The organism is Legionella cherrii (genome assembly GCF_900635815.1).
GTDB classification, from domain to species: domain Bacteria; phylum Pseudomonadota; class Gammaproteobacteria; order Legionellales; family Legionellaceae; genus Legionella; species Legionella cherrii.
Genome location: NZ_LR134173.1, coordinates 3,490,928 through 3,508,276, shown reverse-complemented (window position 1 = coordinate 3,508,276; position 17,349 = coordinate 3,490,928). Strand labels below are relative to the sequence as shown.

Sequence of the window (17,349 nt, the reverse complement as noted above, 5' to 3'; positions counted from 1 at the left end):
TTTTGTAATCCTTATTGCAGTTGCCACCACCCTGTTTTTCTTTGAGAAGTATTTGGGTTCAATATAGTTGATTGACTGCCATTCGCTTGGGTAATGAGCAGAACGACATAATTATTTTGATTCGATACAACAGTTGGTGCATTTGCAAAGTTATTGGATAATTGAATGCCTACAACCCCTGAGTATAAATATTGATTAGTGGGAGAACCACTGGCACTAACACCGGTAATTTGCGGATTAGGAAATGACCCACCTGTCTTGAAGTTCAGTTCAAGCAGCATGGAGGAAAAACTGGTACCGCACGATTGCGGTGGGGTGTTTAACGTGCTGATAAAGGCTCCATTGAATATGGTGGGATTGGTAACAATACGCTGTCCTGAGGTAATCATATCAGTAAACCATCCAAATTGATTATTCCAGTTAACTGGTGTGGATGATGCTGTAACAACAGGGACGGATAAACCCGAAGTTGACGTTGAAACTAAATTCAGGGTTTGTTGTTGAAGATTAGTCCGGGTATAAGTAACACTTGATTGCGGTTTATCCAAAACACCATAAATTGTTTGTGTTTGGGTATTGAGCAGATCAGAGGTTTGGAGTAGTTGTCCAGTACCAAACATAACGAATAATCCGGGGATGCGTGGGTAATTGGGATTAAGGGTTACTACTGGTGCGGTAGTAATGGATTGGGCTGTACCGGAAGAGTTTTTTGCTTGAAACAACAAGCGCACAGTCCAGTTGGCAGGATTCAGATCGCTTACATTTACTGACCACATATTTCCTTGTAAATCTCCTGCATAGACATTAGTTATGGGGACTCCTTGAAAGCCATTTAGGTTGGCCACTGCAACTGAGGATAAGCCTTGCGGCGTTGAAGTGCTGCATGTGCCGGGCACCGCATTACAAAGATTGATCTTACTGATCAATGCACCTGTTTGTGGATTGATCGCATACAGTATTGCCGTATTGTTTGGATTGTTGTAACCATTCCCAAAAAAGACCGCAAAAGTAGCCGGGGTTGCACTGCTCGAACCAATTTGAGCGATTTGTGGTTGGCTATAACCTAAACCCATATCCGAGTCAGTAAATTCCCAAAGTACCTTTTGAGCCAGATTGGTTTCATTAACAAAATTGATAGGATTGGTAATATCCAATCCAAAAATACTGTTGCCGCCTCCATTTTCACTGCTAACCAGCACAGTATGCCAACTGGTATCGGAAAATTGCACATCTGCTGATTGAGGTGAGCCATCCACATAAAAACGATGACTTAAGTTGTAAAGAGGAGAAGTAAGATAGACAAGATTATTAAATACCCCATTAGGAATAAAAGCAAATACCTCCTGACCATTCACGGCATTAAATGCATGTAACATCCCATCGTTTGCCCCAACATACACCATTGGCGTACGATTCGCTTGTGCTTGGGCAAAGGAAAGATAGCTTGAACTGGTATAAGGTGCTGATGGGGGGCCTACATATAAGACTTGGCTGTCTATGATATCACCAAGAATATGGGAGCGATTTCTAAAGCTTCCACCGTTGTGGAGCTCCAGGGCTGTATTACCACGCAAATACTGCAACCTTTGCTGGCCTAATGAATCTGAAGGTTGAAGCGCGGTTTGTTGGCTGGTGCTTATATTGGCCCATTCAAAAGGGACACCGGTATTAGTTGTAGGATTCCAGGTGGCAATAAATCGGTTGGATGACCATCCTGAACCAGCAACTAGAGTATCGAGTAGAGGCTGTGCATTCCAGTTGGTGGCTCCAGTTGGAATCCCTGTTGTCGGATTAAGAGGTAGGGCAACTAAACTTCCTGTCCAGTCGAGATAAGGGCTGTCATTGGATACAAAACTGGCCTTATATTCCACAGTGTTTGTACTCAGTTGGGTAGAACTTACTGATGCTGCAGTGGTTGTATAGGAACCATTTTGAATCGAAATCATAATGGAGTTCAGATCATTAACCAGATCGGTTGAGCTGGTAGCAGGGTAATAGTTGGTGGTGCCTCCAGCGACAGCCATTGCCGTCAGTGTAGACGCTGCTTGGGGGTTTAATGAGGGATTTACTCCAGCCCCAAGGCCTATTACATAGGTTGGAATTCCATTTTGTTTTAGTGTAGTAATCGTATTTATTGCATCGGTTAAGGCTTGGCAATTGGTACTTTTAAGCGAGCCATCTGCATTAAAGGTTGCAGTAATACCATAGCCAGTCGCAGCGGCACTGCCCAAGGGAGGCCATAGTTTGCCACTCAGATCTTGAGTTGGAAGACCATCAGAAATCAAAATAACGTATTTTTTCTGTGGGCAACCATTGCCACTGGTTGTGCCTAATGAGGTGAGGTATGAGTTAGCTTTTGTGAGCAGACCTGCAATTGGTGATTGCACTGCTGCAGCTTTAATTTCTTTAGTTGACGAGGAATTTGTCTCAGGCTGTAAGTAGGGTGTAAATACACTAATGGCATTGTTGATACTCGTCTGGGTTGGCGTTGTTCCTGCACTAGTCATAGGAACCACAATGTTTCCTGTCGTAGCAGATTGGTTGCCGTTATATCCAAAACCACGTTGAGCATAAAGCACTTGTGGGGAAAAGGGCACAAATCCCGCGTTGGTCGGGCTTGTACTAAAACCACCAATATTAGGTAATGATTTGGAGTAAGAAATTAGCACATTGCCACTATTGTAATTGCTAATCGAAAAGTTAGGTGGATAGGGGGTTGCAGGTGAAGGTCCATTGTATGTAAGAAATACTCCCGGGAGTCCACTGCTTGCATAAAGCACGTCATTAATTGAAGGGAAATCACTTGATGAACCAATTTGCATGTATAAGTTAGAGGATACTACTGAAGAACCATAAAAGCTGGCGATTGAGCTGCAGTTACTTTGAACCGTTGAGGATGCAGTAGAATAGTTGTAACAGGGGTTTTGTACGTAAGTATTCCCTGCAACCTGTGTGTTGGTGAATGAAAAATTACTGCTTTGAGGAGACATATAATAAACCCAGGTGTTATAAACACCGACACCACTGATACTGTAGGTTTCCAAAGCAAAGTCTGTGGATTCCATGTAGGTGTTGATAATGGCTTGAATGCCCGCTTTTGCCACATTTAAGCGGCTGGGGCTATTATCGACCAACACACCACTTTGACTGACGGTATAGGGTGCTTGCCCACTACTATTTGCTGCTTGAATTGGAGGGGTAAACCCTGTAGGCACGGTATAATTGATAGGGGAGCTGGAATTACTCAATGAAGTTAAACCGCCAGTAAGAGAGCCGGATCCCGTCATGATGGCACCGGCCAGGTTCCCATCCATTGATTCGGAATTTCCAATGGCAATTAATATCTGTGGATGAATTGGACTGGCTAAGATCAGAGGGACTTGGGGGATATTCAAGGTAGGTTGGCTCGCTGCAATGGCAAAAGTTGACAGCAAGATTAATAAGAAAATCCTGAGTCCTTTACCAAAATATCTGCTTCGTGCATCGTTCATAATCAATCGTACCTATGGTTGAATTTGTACCGTCGTTTGTAACATTACCGATGTGTTTCCATTAGCTCCTAAAGACCGTGCTGTAATTCGATATATGTAAGTCGGCATTTTCATATTTTGCCCCGGCTTAATAACTGAAGGCAGTTGCTCTATGATATAGCTTGCTTGGGAATTGGAGTATCCTTGAAAACTGGGAATTACTGATGTAGAACTGGACCAATTAACGGTTGTCCATAATGGTGGATTATTGGGATTTAATAGGTACAGTCCGCTGTTGTTATTTAAAAAATTGTTTGCATTGTAAGTTCCATTCAGTAAATTATTAATTGCCTGGTTTAATGCGCCTTCAGTTTTTTCCAAACAAATTTCGCTATCAGTAGCATTCGCTGCAATTCGTGTCTGTGTGGTATTGAGTGACACATCCGTAAGCGCCAAAACAGTAAGCATAATCAGCAAGATCATAGTGATTAGAAGGATATATCCTTTTTCATTTGCCGCGACATTCTTCCAAGACAGTTCGTGTATTGAGGCATGTTTATCCATTGGACCTTTCTGATCACCGTATCTGTCAATAGATTTTTTATTTGGCGAAATAAGTTTCATGATCCCGCATTCCTTAACGCAATATTGACTTCATAAACATGACGAAGACGATTATCGTTTGGTACAGTAACTAACGTATCTAACACCCTATATTGAGTGGTATTTTGATTACCTGAGGCAGCCTGCCCTTCAATTAAAAAACCCAGACGAATTGCATAAACTTGAGCCCAGTTTGGAACTGCGTCAGCAGTAACATACTGAGAGATTGTCCCATTGCCACCTATGCCATACTGGACTTTCATTACGTCAACACCAGGAACCAGCGGTTGAATAGTCCAGCCTGTCTCAGTCAGGGTTCCCCGCATTAATGAGCTTTGTCCGCCTTGTCCTTGTCCTACAAAAAATGCAGTTTGTTGTAAGGGAATGAACTGAGATCCAATCTGATAATTAACAATAAACGTCGACGTAGAATTGTCATATTGTCCTGAGCCTGCGGCATGGGAAATGGATGTTCCTGCTACTCCAGTAATGACAAATACCGAGGATTTAACACAATCAGAGACCGCAGCAAATTGACCTGCAGCAAGGCTAAGACCCGTTGTACTTTGCACTGTAAAGGAGCTACTGCTTGAGTCAATAGCCGTTATCGAAACAGGAAAACTCCCGGAAGCTGCGCCTAGGACAACCACAACATCACTGGTATTTTCTACGCTTCCTGCCAAAGAGGGATCCAGAGAAGGTGTCCAATCACCGGCATTAGCGTCGTTGCTAGGGTTATCCTGAGTAATGGAAATGGTTGTGCCATTCCGATTATACCCAGCGATTAGTGTTGGGTTCGCATTCAGTGTCCCAAGGGGACTGGAACCGCCGCCATTTAAATTAGACATTGCCGTACTGTCTGAACCACACCCTACAAATCCAGTTGAGCGAATAATCGGAATGACTAAGTTAGCAATCGCATTTTCTGTACTTTGAATAAGCGCTTGTGAATTTGTTGTTCTATAGACTTGAGTTTGAGTGACATATACTTCCATAACTGCATAACTGAGTAGGAGGCCTATAGCAGTGGCAATCATTAATTCGACTAACGAAAAACCTTGTTGATATTTAGTATATGTATTCATAATTGACTTTGTACGCTTAGTTGAACATAGTTAGGGTTAGTTGGCGCTGGAGTACTGCTTGCCCCAACTTGATTTTGTGCCAAGCTGTCGTCCCATTGCACAGTTACCGTAATGATTGTATTTCCTCCCGTCCCTGGTGCAGGAGCAGAAGTAATCGAACCGCTGCCATTAGGCAGCCTGCTCACATCAAAGCTTAACCAATACCAGGTATCATATGAAGCTAATTGAGCATTCGAACAAGGCGATTGATTGCACATCACCCCAGGAGCTGCTGGAAGAGTAGGTGAACCACTGCTGTTGATATTACTGATATTGTAATTACCATTAATCGCTGCCTGAGTATTTGCGCGAATTTTATCAAATATGTCATAAATACATTGTACTGCCTGTTGTTTGGCGTAACTCGAATTATTGGCTTTGCTCGAAAGGATTAACATGCCCGCTATCCCTAACATGCCCACTGCCAAGATGACAAAAGCAATAAGGACTTCAATTAAGGACATTCCTCTTTGTTGCGTGTTGTCTCTTCCTGAACCATTCATAAATAGTCTCCATTAAGGGCATGCAAGTGCGCTGTTGTCCCAGACAGCTTGCCCGGGTGTTGAACCAGATTGGACAAATCCAGTTGCCAACACCTCTATAGAGCGTGCAAATGTTCCACCTCGACTGTCACAAAATTTGAAATTACTCGGCGTGGAGGTTAATCCATGAGGATCAAAAGTTACGCTCGCCACAGTACCTGAAAGTGTAGGATCTGAGGGAAAAAATTGTTGGCTTTGCAATAAGGTACCTGCACCTGCTGTAGGCTGGGTTACTACTATCCATCCAGATCCCCAATTTCCGCCACACGTAGTAGATTGCGCTGCTCCGAACGGGCAAACGATCACATTCATTGATTTATTAAGGGCATTGTTGCGCGCATAATTCAATGCATTCACAAACATATCGGTGTAAGCGGTTAAACGATTGTTCATGAGCATATTACTTAACGCCGGAAGCGCTATAACTAACGCAACGCAGAGTACCAATAAGGTTATCAGAAGCTCAATTAAGGTAAAAGCTGCCTTCTTAACTAACATGGGTATCCGTCCCTTGTAACTAAAGCATGTCCACTATCTATTAGTTTAGGTGAAAGCTAAATTTTTTACCAAGAATTAGCACGTTTAAAATGAATAAAAGGTGCAATACGTGTGGAGTAGTTCCTGCAATACTTCCTAACTTATAACCCACGTCATCCTGAGTACAGCGAGGGATGCCCTCGCTGTAGCACAGTATTAGAACAGGAGATCCTTCGCCAATGCTCGGGATGACGTGAATTGTAGCGGCATCTAATTCGCAGCATTTGGGCTCGAACGAGCAAATTATAAGCAGACTCTAATAACCAGAAACGAAATTTGTGTGGTTCAAATATGCTTTTTTCCTAATTCCATTCAACAAATGTTCCCATATCCTGTTCGGTCTTTTGTGGTAGATGTTTTTTTTTGTTTTGAGCAAAAATAGGCTGTTTACTGCATTGGATTGGTTTTTTAAAGGTTTTTAATGCATCTTCTAAAGTGACAAACTCATAGCCCTTTTGTTTATACAAATTGATAATATCAGGCAAAACATAAGCATTAAGTAAATTCGCATGAATCAGTAAAATTTGTGACCGCTCATTATCGTGATGAAATTGGCTGTGCTCTTCGGCACGAAGCGTTTGTTGCCAAATAAAATCGATATAAAAGGGTTTCAATTCTTCGAGATAAGCGCGTCTATTGAGCTCAGGTACAGATAACAAACGTTGATTAAAGACGAAATCTTTGGAATCTATGGTAATGGGAGCAACATGGTAATTTTTTTTGGCAAGATAACACAGGATGTCTTCTTTTTTTTGTCCAGAGCTCATTGCTAAATAGGGGTAACGAAAATATTTAGGTTCAGTCAAAACAGGATGCAAAATATGGTCTGCTCCTTTAATTTCTTGAATATACTCCTGAGTGCTCATCTTATTGAGATTCGCATGCGAGAAAGTGTGGTTGCCTAATCCAAAGCCAGCATCGCGAAATTTGCGGAGTATTTCCCAGCTGTCTTTGCGCACTTCTCTCGCTATAATAAATCCGGTAGCAGGAACTTGTTCCTTGGCCATGGTCTCGATCATCATGTTCAAATGAAAATTTCGATATTCACCAACAAAAGGGAGATCATCAATGGTGATGGATACTGTTTTTTTGGATACTGGAGGTAATTTTTTTGAAAGGTCTTTTTGTTGCTCGCGGTCTTCCTGGGATTGCTTTACTGAATGGGTGAGGTAATTATTTTGATTGTCAGCATCTTCGGAAAAATTGTCTCCCAATGCAAAACTGAGATTTTGACTCACCACTAAAAACATTAGGGAGAATAACATTTTTTTAATAATAAATTTAATTTTCATTAGAGTACGGCACAAACAAATTCGAGAAAGATGGCATTGTATCAAAAAATTAACCTAAATGGCTTATCTGAAGTGAGGCAGCGATTAAAATATTTAAAATAAGGCGACTCAATAAGAATAATTCAGTCACCCTATTTTGATGATTAAAATAAAAAAGGCTCTAAGAGTACAACGAGTTAGCCGTTAGTCATGTTACTCTTATGTTCCAGTTCATCCTCTTCTTCTTCATCATCTTCTTTCTTACTTCTGTTATAGAAGCTTAAAGAACCTAAAGCAGAAGAGAGACCGCCTAAGTATCCTTTAGCAGGTTTTTCAGGTGCTTTAGTTTCCTTCTTAAATTCTTCAACGACCACTTTTAATGCATCCGCACGACAAGCATGGATCATGTCTATAAGTAAATTAAAAATAGATTGTAAATTGAACTCTGGATTGAATTCAGTGATTGCTGAAAAAATATGGGCAGCACGAATCGCTTTTTTATTATTAATTTTCGGTGCTACGGTCATAAATTGAATGTATTGAGTTGCCGATGTAACCAGTGCTTCAACATCCTGTGGATTGACCTCATCAACAGCAAGAATTTGATTTAATCCTTTCTTTTTCTTCTTGCCTGTCAAAATAACCGAGTTTTCTTCATGTGACACGTATGAAGAGGCATATTCATTCTTAATTTGTTGACGCACCAGATGCATTGAACCAGCCAGAATAGCAGTTTTTTCAGCTTCATCAATTGGCGCAGTTTTTAATGATTCTCTAATTGCATTTAGAAAATGAAGCTGACAGATACGCTCTTTTGACTTTAACTTTTCAATTTTTGCAACATTTTTATCAGCAAGTTCTTCTTTGATCAATTCATCAAGATCAGCATTGAGTTTTTCCCAGCCGCCAAATCGATTAGTTGCAGAGATTGGTGATTTTTTAGCTGCTTTGAATTTAACGAGCTCAGAAATGGTTTCTCCATCCGTAGTAAAAGAGGCAACAATTGCACGCTGAGCATCTTTTTCCAGCTTATAAGAGGTTTGAATCAGCTTGCTTAAATTATCTGTTGGTACTGCAGTCAACATGTGATCTTTTGCAAAGCCTTTACGAGAATCATGTTCTATAAAAATCTGATTTAGAAATGTATTTAATGCGGTATGGAATTTAGCATTTTGATATAAGTCAGGTTTGTCTTCGGCTTTGACTTCATCACCAATTCCTACAGCATCCTTTAAGCGATCGTTGAGTAAGCCAGATGATTCCATTACTCCCCGATTATTTTCGATATCTTGCATTACCGTCAGCATTGCCCCATAAAAGACGGTTGAGAGATATGCTAAATTAGGAGATTTTTCTTTGGCTTGCTCTTCGAGCTTAAGAAGTATTGAGGTGAGAAATTGAAGTTCATATTTTCTGTTGGGGTTAGTAAGATCTTCAATTTTTCCCTTACTTTCGCGTTTTAATATGATGTCTACGGTATCATCGAAATGTTTTCTTAATTCACTTAGTTCCTTTAGTACAAACGTCATGTTAGTCTCCAAATGTCCAATGGATAAATAATGTAAGATCTTCTTACAAGGTCTCAGTGTAAACTAAAGTAATCCGCTCGTCATGTATTTTCATTATACAATTTATCCTTTATATGAAAAAATTATTAAATTCAGTACGTTAACCCCTTTATTTGGCCAAATAGTTGAGCTATTTTTCATCGTAAAATATAAAAAATTTGTATTAATTTAAATAATGAGTAATATTTCAGTCATTTTTATTAAGTGCATTTATTCATGCCATCTTGATGAAAGACATCGAACCTGAGTTTGTATCTATTTAATACACATTGCTTGCCGGTGACAGGAAGCTTTTTTAATGAGGTCCGTTTTGAATATCGAACACGATAAACAGTTGCAACAACAATTTTATAATAATGCTGTATTTGCATTACTCTTTCTGCTTGTCTGTCGAATCATTTCGATGTGCTTTATTCCTTTGAACGATGTTTCTGAATCGCGTTATGCGGAGATTGCTCGTAAGATGTTGGAAACGGGAAATTGGGTCACCCCACTACATGATTATGGAGTACCCTTTTGGGCAAAACCCCCCTTGTCGACCTGGCTTTCAGCTTTTTCAATGAAGCTTTTTGGAATTAATGAGTTTGCTGTTCGTTTACCTGGGTTACTCTTATCTTTGGCGACCTTATGGCTTGTGTGGGATTTGGCTAAAAGACATAGTGGGCCTTTTATTGCAATGATCACCACTTTAGTTCTAGCTGGAACATTAGATTTTTTCCTTGATGCCGGAACGGTGATGACTGATCCGTCTTTGGTCTTTTGCATTACTCTTGTCTTAGTTGCATTTTGGCGTGCGGTGGTTGATAGCAGCACATCTTGGTCTTATGTTTTTTTTATAGGTCTTGGGCTGGGATTGCTGGCAAAAGGTCCAGTTGCTGTTGTTTTATCAGGCTTGCCCATCTTTTTTTGGGTTTTATTAAGAAATGAATGGCGTAATTTGTGGCACAGACTACCTTGGATAAAAGGCATCTTATTGATGTTTGCTATTGCTCTTCCCTGGTATATTTGGGCGGAGATACGTACACCTGGGTTTTTAAATTATTTTATTGTGGGTGAGAATTTTAACCGATTTTTAAAACCGGGATGGAGTGGCGATAAATATGGTTATGCACATAAGCAACCTTGGGGTATGATTTGGATTTATGCTGCAAGTGGTATTTTCCCCTGGTGTCTTTTAGGTGCTGCTTGGTTTGTTAAATACCGACATAATCTACGTAAAGTATTCATCGATAAAGATGGATGGTTGAGTTATTTCTTTCTTTGCACCGTAGTTCCTTTATTCTTTTTTACATTTTCCAGTAATATCATTTACACCTATGTTTTTCCCAGTATTCCAGCTTTTTCGTTGTTCTTTGTAGAATATTGGGATCGAGTGGGTGTTGTAGTAAAAGCCCAGCAGCTTTTTATTAGACTTTCTGTGGTTATCGGGGTAATTTTTTTGGTGGCAACTCTTGCATTTAATGCAATGCCACAAGGCGTTTCCAAAACACAAAAATTCGTAGTTGCTGCCTGGTTAAAAGAAAATCCAGTCGCAGGAAGCTATCTGATATTTTGGGATTACAAAGCAGATTTCTCAGCACAATTTTACTCAGGCGGCAGAGCGAAATTTGCTTTGAGTGATAAAAGACTTTGCGGCTTATTGAGCAATGGTCGAGAAAATTATTTGGCAGTTGAGCCTCTCGAGACCCACAATATTTCTCCTGACTTATTTTCAAAGATGGTTCTAGTGCAACGTGTTTATGCAGGAGATAAACCTTTATTCTTGATGCGTATTCCGGCTTCAGCAAAAGAATCCTGTGCAGAGAAAGCTGGAAATTGATAAACAGTAGATTACCTAAAGAGGGTACTGCCCTGTGTTAAAAAGGAATCCCCTCTCCCGCTCCTGGGAGAGGGGATAGGGCTGATGGTTTTTTTCTCACAATTAAGTCTCTTATTCGTCCTAACGGCCACTTTCTCCTACTCCCGTAATCTCGAGATCAGCCAGGGATCTTCATGGTTGCCACACTGTTACGATAGGAGATTCCTCGTTGCACTCAAGAGTAGGAGATAAAGGATATTTTCACTGAAATTCAAGGCAGTGATCTAAGCGTTTGGCCTTGTTGCGCTTGGGTTAAGGCTAAGTTTGTTCAATAAAGATACCAATTCATTTAGAGTTTTGATATAATCGGGCGCAATTTTTAAGCCATAAGGAGTAACTGTGTCGCAATCTATTACAGTGAATTCAAGCACTTTTGTGCCTCGTGGTGACTTAATGGCCTGGGCTGTGTGTCTGTCAGCGGGCTTATTTTTTTTATATGAATTTTTTCAGCTCAATATTTTCGATGTAATCAATCAGCCTTTACGGGATGATTTTGGTATTGATGCAACTCAATTAAGCTGGATGTCCAGCGCTTATCTGTGGGCAGATATTCTATTTCTCCTTCCAGCAGGAGTTATCCTGGATCGTTTTTCTACGCGAACCGTTATTCTAAGTGCTATGTTTATTTGTGTCCTGGGTACTGTAGGATTTGCGCTAACTCACTCATTTATTTTAGCCTCTTTTTGTCATTTTCTGTCTGGAATAGGGAATGCGTTTTGTTTTTTATCCTGTGTGGTATTGGTATCGCATTGGTTTCCACCAAGAAGGCAAGCGCTTGTCATAGGCTCTTTGGTTACGATGGCTTTTGTTGGTGGAATGATGGCTCATACTCCTTTTGCTTATCTCTATGAATTATTTGGATGGCGTAAGGCTTTGTTAATCGATGGTGCAGTCGGCGCTGTTTTGCTTCTTTGGATTTATTGGATCGTAAGCGATAAACCTCAAGATTCACCAATCAAGATTAATAGCAATCAAGGACAAGTACTTTCCGGATTTATTCAAGCATTATCTAACTCTCAAAACTGGCTAGCGGGATTTTATACTTCTTTTCTTAATCTACCTATTATGGTTTTATGTGCTTTATGGGGTGCTAGCTATTTGCAAGTGGTGCATCAACTACCTGAAATGGCCGCCAGTAATGTTATTAGTCTCATTTTTATGGGGAGTGTCATTGGTTGTCCATTGGCTGGATGGTTGTCTGATTCCCAAGGAAGTCGCAAACCTTTAATGATCGTGGGAGCTATTGCTACGCTTATCACGGTTATTCCTTTGTTCTTGGACATCGCTTTATCACAAACGACTCTGAGTATTATCTTTTTTGCTTTAGGTTTTTTTACAAGCACACAAGTAATTTCCTATCCTTTGGTGGCTGAAAGTAATTCCACTGAAAATACAGGTGCTGCGACAGGTATTGCCTCAGTGATTATTATGGGCGGCGGCGGCGTAGGACAAGTGCTTTTTGGTTGGTTAATAGCGCATCATGCCGGTGCGGCAGTGACAACGTATTCTGTGGCTGATTTTCAATATGCTATGTGGATATTCCCAATAACTACGATCGCAGCTTTAATTGCAGTGTTATTGACCCGCGAAACATATTGCAAGCGATAAGTGAGGAGTAAAAATGCAAGTGGTGGATGAGTTTCAAGAATATAGTGATCTAAAGTCGTCACTACTGCCCTGGATGGTGTGTTTTGCTGCAACCTTATTCTTTTTTTATGAATTTATACAGGGGAATATGTTTGCGTCCATCGCTGCAAACATCATGCAGGATTTTAAGATCCAAGCGGATAAAATGGCTTGGTTATCAAGCATCTATTATCTTTCAAATGTATTGTTTCTTTTTGTTGCTGGAATGGTCCTTGACCGTTTTTCAATTAAAAATACCTTATTAGTCGCGATGTTTTTGTGTGTAGCCAGTACTTTTCTTTTGGCTTACTCTCATTCCTTTTATTTAGCTTTGTTTTGTCGATTTATCACCGGCATTGGAAGTGCATTCTGTTTTCTAGGCCCTGTACGTTTGGCATCTCATTGGTTTCCTCCAAAGCGGATGGCTTTGGTCACTGGAGCTATAGTCACGATGGCAATGGCCGGTGGTATGTTGGCTCAATATCCTTTGACTAAATTAGTTATTCTGGTTGGATGGCGCCAAGCAGTACAAAATGTGGGAATTCTTGGTTTTGCTATGTTGGTCTTAATGTTTTTTTGGATAAAGGAAAGACCTCAATACATAGTAAAACAAGTCGCTCAACCTATTAACGTCCTATCAGCTGCTAAAAAAGCCTATTTTAATACTCAATACATACGGGCAGCGTTTTATGCCAGTTTAATGAATATGGCCATTGCAGTATTTGGCGCGATGATGGGTACTTTGTATTTGGTACAACGATTGGATATAAGCTCTGCGCAAGCATCAATGGTGAATGGCATGTTATTTTTAGGAGCGATCATTGGTTCGCCGCTGGTTGGTTGGATATCTGATAAGATGGGTTTACGTATTATGCCCATGAAGATAGGCGTGCTTGCTTCCTTATTAACTTTGCTGGCGGTACTTTATCTGCCCGTTTCTTATAACGTCATGGCAATTTTATTTTTCTTGCTTGGGTTTTTTACCTCAGCACAAGTGATTAGTTATGCGTTGGTCGCTGAGAGTAGCCCACCTGCAATGACCGCAACAGCAGTCAGTGTGATTTCGATATTGACTCAGGGTGGTTACATTGTGTATCAAAATCTGTTTAGTTATTTATTGACGAATCATAGTGGAATGCAATTGGTTAATGGGACACCTGTTTATCTACTGAGTGCCTACCAATATGCAGCAATTATTTTACCAGTGGGCTTATTAGTTGCCTTTTTCATGCTTTTTGGTTTAAAAGAAACACACTGCCAACATAATAAGGACTAAGATGACAGGGCGAGTTTGTATATTACTCATGGATTCTTTTGGGATAGGCGCTAGTTTGGATGCGTCTCGCTATGGTGATGCAGGTGCCAATACTTTTGTTCATATCCATCAAGTGTGTGAGCGCGGTGAGGGCGACAAAGCCGGGGTACGTCAAGGACCATTAGCTTTGCCAAATCTGGCCAAATTAGGACTATATCATGCTGCCTTAGCCAGTAGTGGATTGCGCTTTGTTGAATTATCTGCTTTTCCTGAACCTGTAGGATATTATGGCTATGCAGTAGAGCAGAGTTTAGGCAAAGATACTCCGAGTGGACATTGGGAGTTAGCTGGAGTTCCAGTGACGTTTGAATGGGGTTACTTTCCCGAACAACCGTTTTGTTTTCCCAAAGAATTAATTGATACCTTGATTCAACGAGCTGGTTTACCAGGAGTACTTGGTGAGAAGCATGCATCTGGAACTACAATTCTTGAAGAATTAGGTGAGGAGCATATGCGAAGTGGTAAACCCATAGTTTATACTTCTGCTGACAGTGTTTTTCAAATTGCGGCTCATGAAGATAGTTTTGGTTTGCAGCGCTTATATGATATTTGTGAAATTGCCCGCACTTTAGTCGATGAATATCAGATTGGACGTGTGATTGCGCGCCCATTTATAGGACAACCAGGCGCATTCAAACGTACTGCGAATCGCAAGGATTATGCTACTTTGCCTCCAGCAAAAACATTACTTGATTATTTAAAGGAAGCCGGCCGTGAAGTAATCGCTCTAGGAAAAATTGCTGATATTTATGCGCATCAGGGAATAACACAAACCATTAAGGCTGATGGTAATATGGCCTTATTTGACGCCACTTTGACTGCGATGAACACTGCTCCCGAAGGAAGTTTGGTTTTTACTAATTTTGTAGATTTTGACTCTTCATTCGGGCATCGACGTGATGTAATCGGTTATGCGCATGCCCTTGAGGAGTTTGATGCGCGACTTCCAGAGCTTGAGGCTTTATTAAGGCCTGACGACCTTATTGTGATTGCGGCAGACCATGGGTGCGATCCTACTTTTCCTGGTTCAGATCATACCAGAGAGCATATTCCAGTTTTAGTCTATGGACCAAGCCTTAAGAGCCGTTTTATTGGACGTCGAGATACCTTTGCAGATGTAGGGCAAAGTATTGCACAACATCTAGGATTAGAGAATTTACCTAATGGTGTATCTTTTTTAATCTAATCCCTGGCATTCACAAAATTGATTGTGACCAGGAATCTATATAAGCTCTAGCTTGGGCCTTGGCCCAACAAAATAACGGTCCATTTGCTTTTAAAGAAATGTTCGGCCGAGGCCCAACCTAAAATTCAGCAAATCTCTTCAGTGAGACAATATCTAATTATGGGCCAACTTAGGATAAATCCAATAACGAATTATGCATAAGATAGGGCTGCTTACTCAGCAACAACGGTGATGTGGTATTATTTGCAGTTAGAATTTATCATTTTGAACCCCTTGTTTTTTTGTTTATCATCCCCATGTACGCTATTCCGGTTTCATTTGAGGATTTAATTTTGGAACAATTTCGTGGGACAACAATACTTTCAGTACGACGCGGAAATCAGGTAGTTATCGGCGGAGATGGTCAGGTAACTTTAGGTAATACCGTGATGAAAGGTAATGCACGTAAGGTGCGGCGCCTCTACAAAGATCAAATTATTGCGGGTTTTGCTGGCGGTACGGCGGATGCGTTTACTCTTTTTGAACGTTTTGAGAGTAAGCTGGAAATGCATCAAGGCCATTTAGTTCGTGCTGCAGTCGAGCTTGCGAAAGATTGGAGAACGGACAGAATGTTGCGCCGCCTCGAAGCGGTTCTTGCCGTAGCAGATAAAAAATCCTCCTTAATTATTACAGGTAATGGCGATGTGATTGAGCCTGAACATAGCTTAATTGCTATTGGTTCAGGCGGACCTTTTGCGCAAGCAGCTGCACGAGCATTAATGGAAAATACAAACCTATCCGCTATGGAAATAGTGCGTAAAGCGTTAACTATTGCTGGGGATATTTGTATTTATACCAATAACAATTTAACTATAGAAGAATTAAATAATGGCAACGAAAAACAGTAAAATGATGACTCTTCATGAGAGTATCCGAGAGGTGATGACCCCTCGTGAGATTGTCCAGGAATTAGATAAATATATTATTGGCCAGGATGATGCAAAAAGATCCGTAGCAATTGCATTACGTAATCGTTGGCGGCGCATGAACATTAAAGATCCTGCTTTGCGCAATGAAATTATGCCAAAAAATATTCTCATGATTGGACCAACTGGTGTGGGAAAAACCGAAATTGCTCGACGCTTGGCGAAGTTGGCTCGTGCTCCATTTATCAAGGTAGAGGCAACAAAATTTACCGAAGTGGGTTATGTCGGACGTGATGTAGACTCCATTATCCGTGATTTAGCAGATATTGCGGTAAAACAAGAGCGTGAATTTGCCATGAAGAAGGTGGAACATTTGGCTGAAGATGCCGCTGAAGAGCGAGTTCTCGATGTATTACTTCCTCCAGCACGTGGCAGTTTAACTCCAAGTGAAAAGGATAGCACGGCCAGACAGGTTTTCCGTAAACAATTGCGTGAGGGAATTCTTGACGAAAATGAAATTGAAATAGAAATTTCAGCAACACCAATAGGCATCGAAATTATGGCTCCTCCTGGTATGGAAGAAATGACAAGCCAATTGCAATCGATGTTCCAACAAGTAGGAACTCATAGAACAAAAACACGTAAAATGACTATTGCTAAGGCAATGCAAATTTTACGTGAAGAGGAGGCTGCTAAATTAATTAATGAAGATGACATAAAGATTCGTGCTATAGAAAATGTAGAACAAAATGGTATTGTCTTTATTGATGAGTTGGACAAAGTTGCACGACGTGCTGAAAATGGAGGCGGCGGGGATGTGTCGCGTGAAGGGGTACAACGCGATTTATTACCTCTCGTTGAGGGAACAACAGTGACGACAAAATACGGTATGATTCGTTCCGATCATATTTTATTTATCGCATCTGGGGCATTCCATGTAGCCAAGCCCTCTGATTTGATTGCTGAATTGCAAGGGCGATTACCTATCCGTGTTGAGTTGTCTGCTCTTTCTGTGGATGATTTTGTTCGAATTCTTACTGAGCCTACAGCTTCATTGACATTGCAATACAGCGCTTTGATGGCGACGGAAGGATTAACGTTAACTTTTGATGAAACAGGAATTAGACGTATTGCTGAAGTGGCATGGCAAGTCAATGAGCGTACAGAAAATATTGGTGCGCGTAGACTTTACACGGTGATGGAGCGATTATTGGAGGTTGTTTCGTTTGAAGCGACTGATAAATCAGGTGAATCAGTCCATGTTGACAAGGCCTATGTAGAAAAAAATCTCGGACAGATTGTAGCGGATGAGGATTTGGCTCGTTATATTCTTTGACATGAAGC

The 17,349-nt window shown here is 40.8% G+C and carries 13 protein-coding genes; 6 read left to right on the top strand and 7 right to left on the bottom strand.

Annotated features, from left to right (window positions below; all coding sequences use genetic code 11):
- Window positions 1-11 precede the first annotated feature (11 nt).
- The 7 genes from EL022_RS15030 to EL022_RS15000 form a co-directional block, all read right to left on the bottom strand.
- Window positions 12-3,491, bottom strand: a complete 3,480-nt coding sequence (locus EL022_RS15030; protein ID WP_028379792.1) for a pilus assembly protein — start codon at window positions 3,489-3,491, stop codon at window positions 12-14.
- A 12-nt stretch (window positions 3,492-3,503) separates the two neighbouring features.
- The gene (locus EL022_RS15025; protein WP_193392440.1) at window positions 3,504-4,034 is read right to left on the bottom strand and encodes a pilus assembly PilX family protein; all 531 of its coding nucleotides are present in this window, start codon (window positions 4,032-4,034) and stop codon (window positions 3,504-3,506) included.
- Between the two features lie 56 nt (window positions 4,035-4,090).
- Window positions 4,091-5,158, bottom strand: coding sequence for a PilW family protein (locus EL022_RS15020; protein ID WP_028379794.1), 1,068 nt, complete (start codon window positions 5,156-5,158; stop codon window positions 4,091-4,093).
- Entirely contained in the window at window positions 5,155-5,700 is a 546-nt protein-coding gene (gene pilV, locus EL022_RS15015; RefSeq protein WP_028379795.1) for a type IV pilus modification protein PilV, read from the bottom strand. Before pilV ends, EL022_RS15020 begins: the two co-directional genes overlap by 4 nt.
- Before the next feature lie 12 nt (window positions 5,701-5,712).
- Window positions 5,713-6,237 (bottom strand): GspH/FimT family pseudopilin, encoded by a 525-nt coding sequence (locus EL022_RS15010; protein WP_028379796.1) that lies wholly within the window; start codon window positions 6,235-6,237, stop codon window positions 5,713-5,715.
- 341 nt (window positions 6,238-6,578) lie between these two features.
- Window positions 6,579-7,568: a polysaccharide deacetylase family protein gene (locus tag EL022_RS15005; protein ID WP_028379797.1), complete on the bottom strand. Its 990-nt coding sequence runs from the start codon at window positions 7,566-7,568 to the stop codon at window positions 6,579-6,581.
- A gap of 176 nt (window positions 7,569-7,744) precedes the next feature.
- Window positions 7,745-9,076 (bottom strand): hypothetical protein, encoded by a 1,332-nt coding sequence (locus EL022_RS15000; RefSeq protein WP_028379798.1) that lies wholly within the window; start codon window positions 9,074-9,076, stop codon window positions 7,745-7,747.
- Between the two features lie 337 nt (window positions 9,077-9,413).
- Here EL022_RS15000 and EL022_RS14995 point away from each other — a divergent pair, with 337 nt between their 5' ends.
- The 6 genes from EL022_RS14995 (at window position 9,414) to hslU (ending at window position 17,341) form a co-directional block, all read left to right on the top strand.
- Window positions 9,414-10,934: an ArnT family glycosyltransferase gene (locus EL022_RS14995; protein WP_028379799.1), complete on the top strand. Its 1,521-nt coding sequence runs from the start codon at window positions 9,414-9,416 to the stop codon at window positions 10,932-10,934.
- Window positions 10,935-11,312: 378 nt separating this feature from the next.
- Window positions 11,313-12,581, top strand: a complete 1,269-nt coding sequence (locus tag EL022_RS14990) for an MFS transporter (protein ID WP_028379800.1) — start codon at window positions 11,313-11,315, stop codon at window positions 12,579-12,581.
- A gap of 13 nt (window positions 12,582-12,594) precedes the next feature.
- Window positions 12,595-13,875, top strand: a complete 1,281-nt coding sequence (locus EL022_RS14985; RefSeq protein ID WP_028379801.1) for an MFS transporter — start codon at window positions 12,595-12,597, stop codon at window positions 13,873-13,875.
- Between the two features lies 1 nt (window position 13,876).
- Complete coding sequence (locus EL022_RS14980; protein ID WP_028379802.1) at window positions 13,877-15,100, top strand: phosphopentomutase; 1,224 nt, start codon at window positions 13,877-13,879, stop codon at window positions 15,098-15,100.
- Between the two features lie 332 nt (window positions 15,101-15,432).
- A complete protein-coding gene (gene hslV / locus EL022_RS14975) occupies window positions 15,433-15,987 on the top strand; it encodes an ATP-dependent protease subunit HslV (RefSeq protein WP_028379803.1) in 555 nt (184 codons plus the stop codon).
- Window positions 15,968-17,341 (top strand): ATP-dependent protease ATPase subunit HslU, encoded by a 1,374-nt coding sequence (hslU, locus tag EL022_RS14970; RefSeq protein ID WP_193392426.1) that lies wholly within the window; start codon window positions 15,968-15,970, stop codon window positions 17,339-17,341. Before hslV ends, hslU begins: the two co-directional genes overlap by 20 nt.
- Window positions 17,342-17,349: the final 8 nt, after the last annotated feature.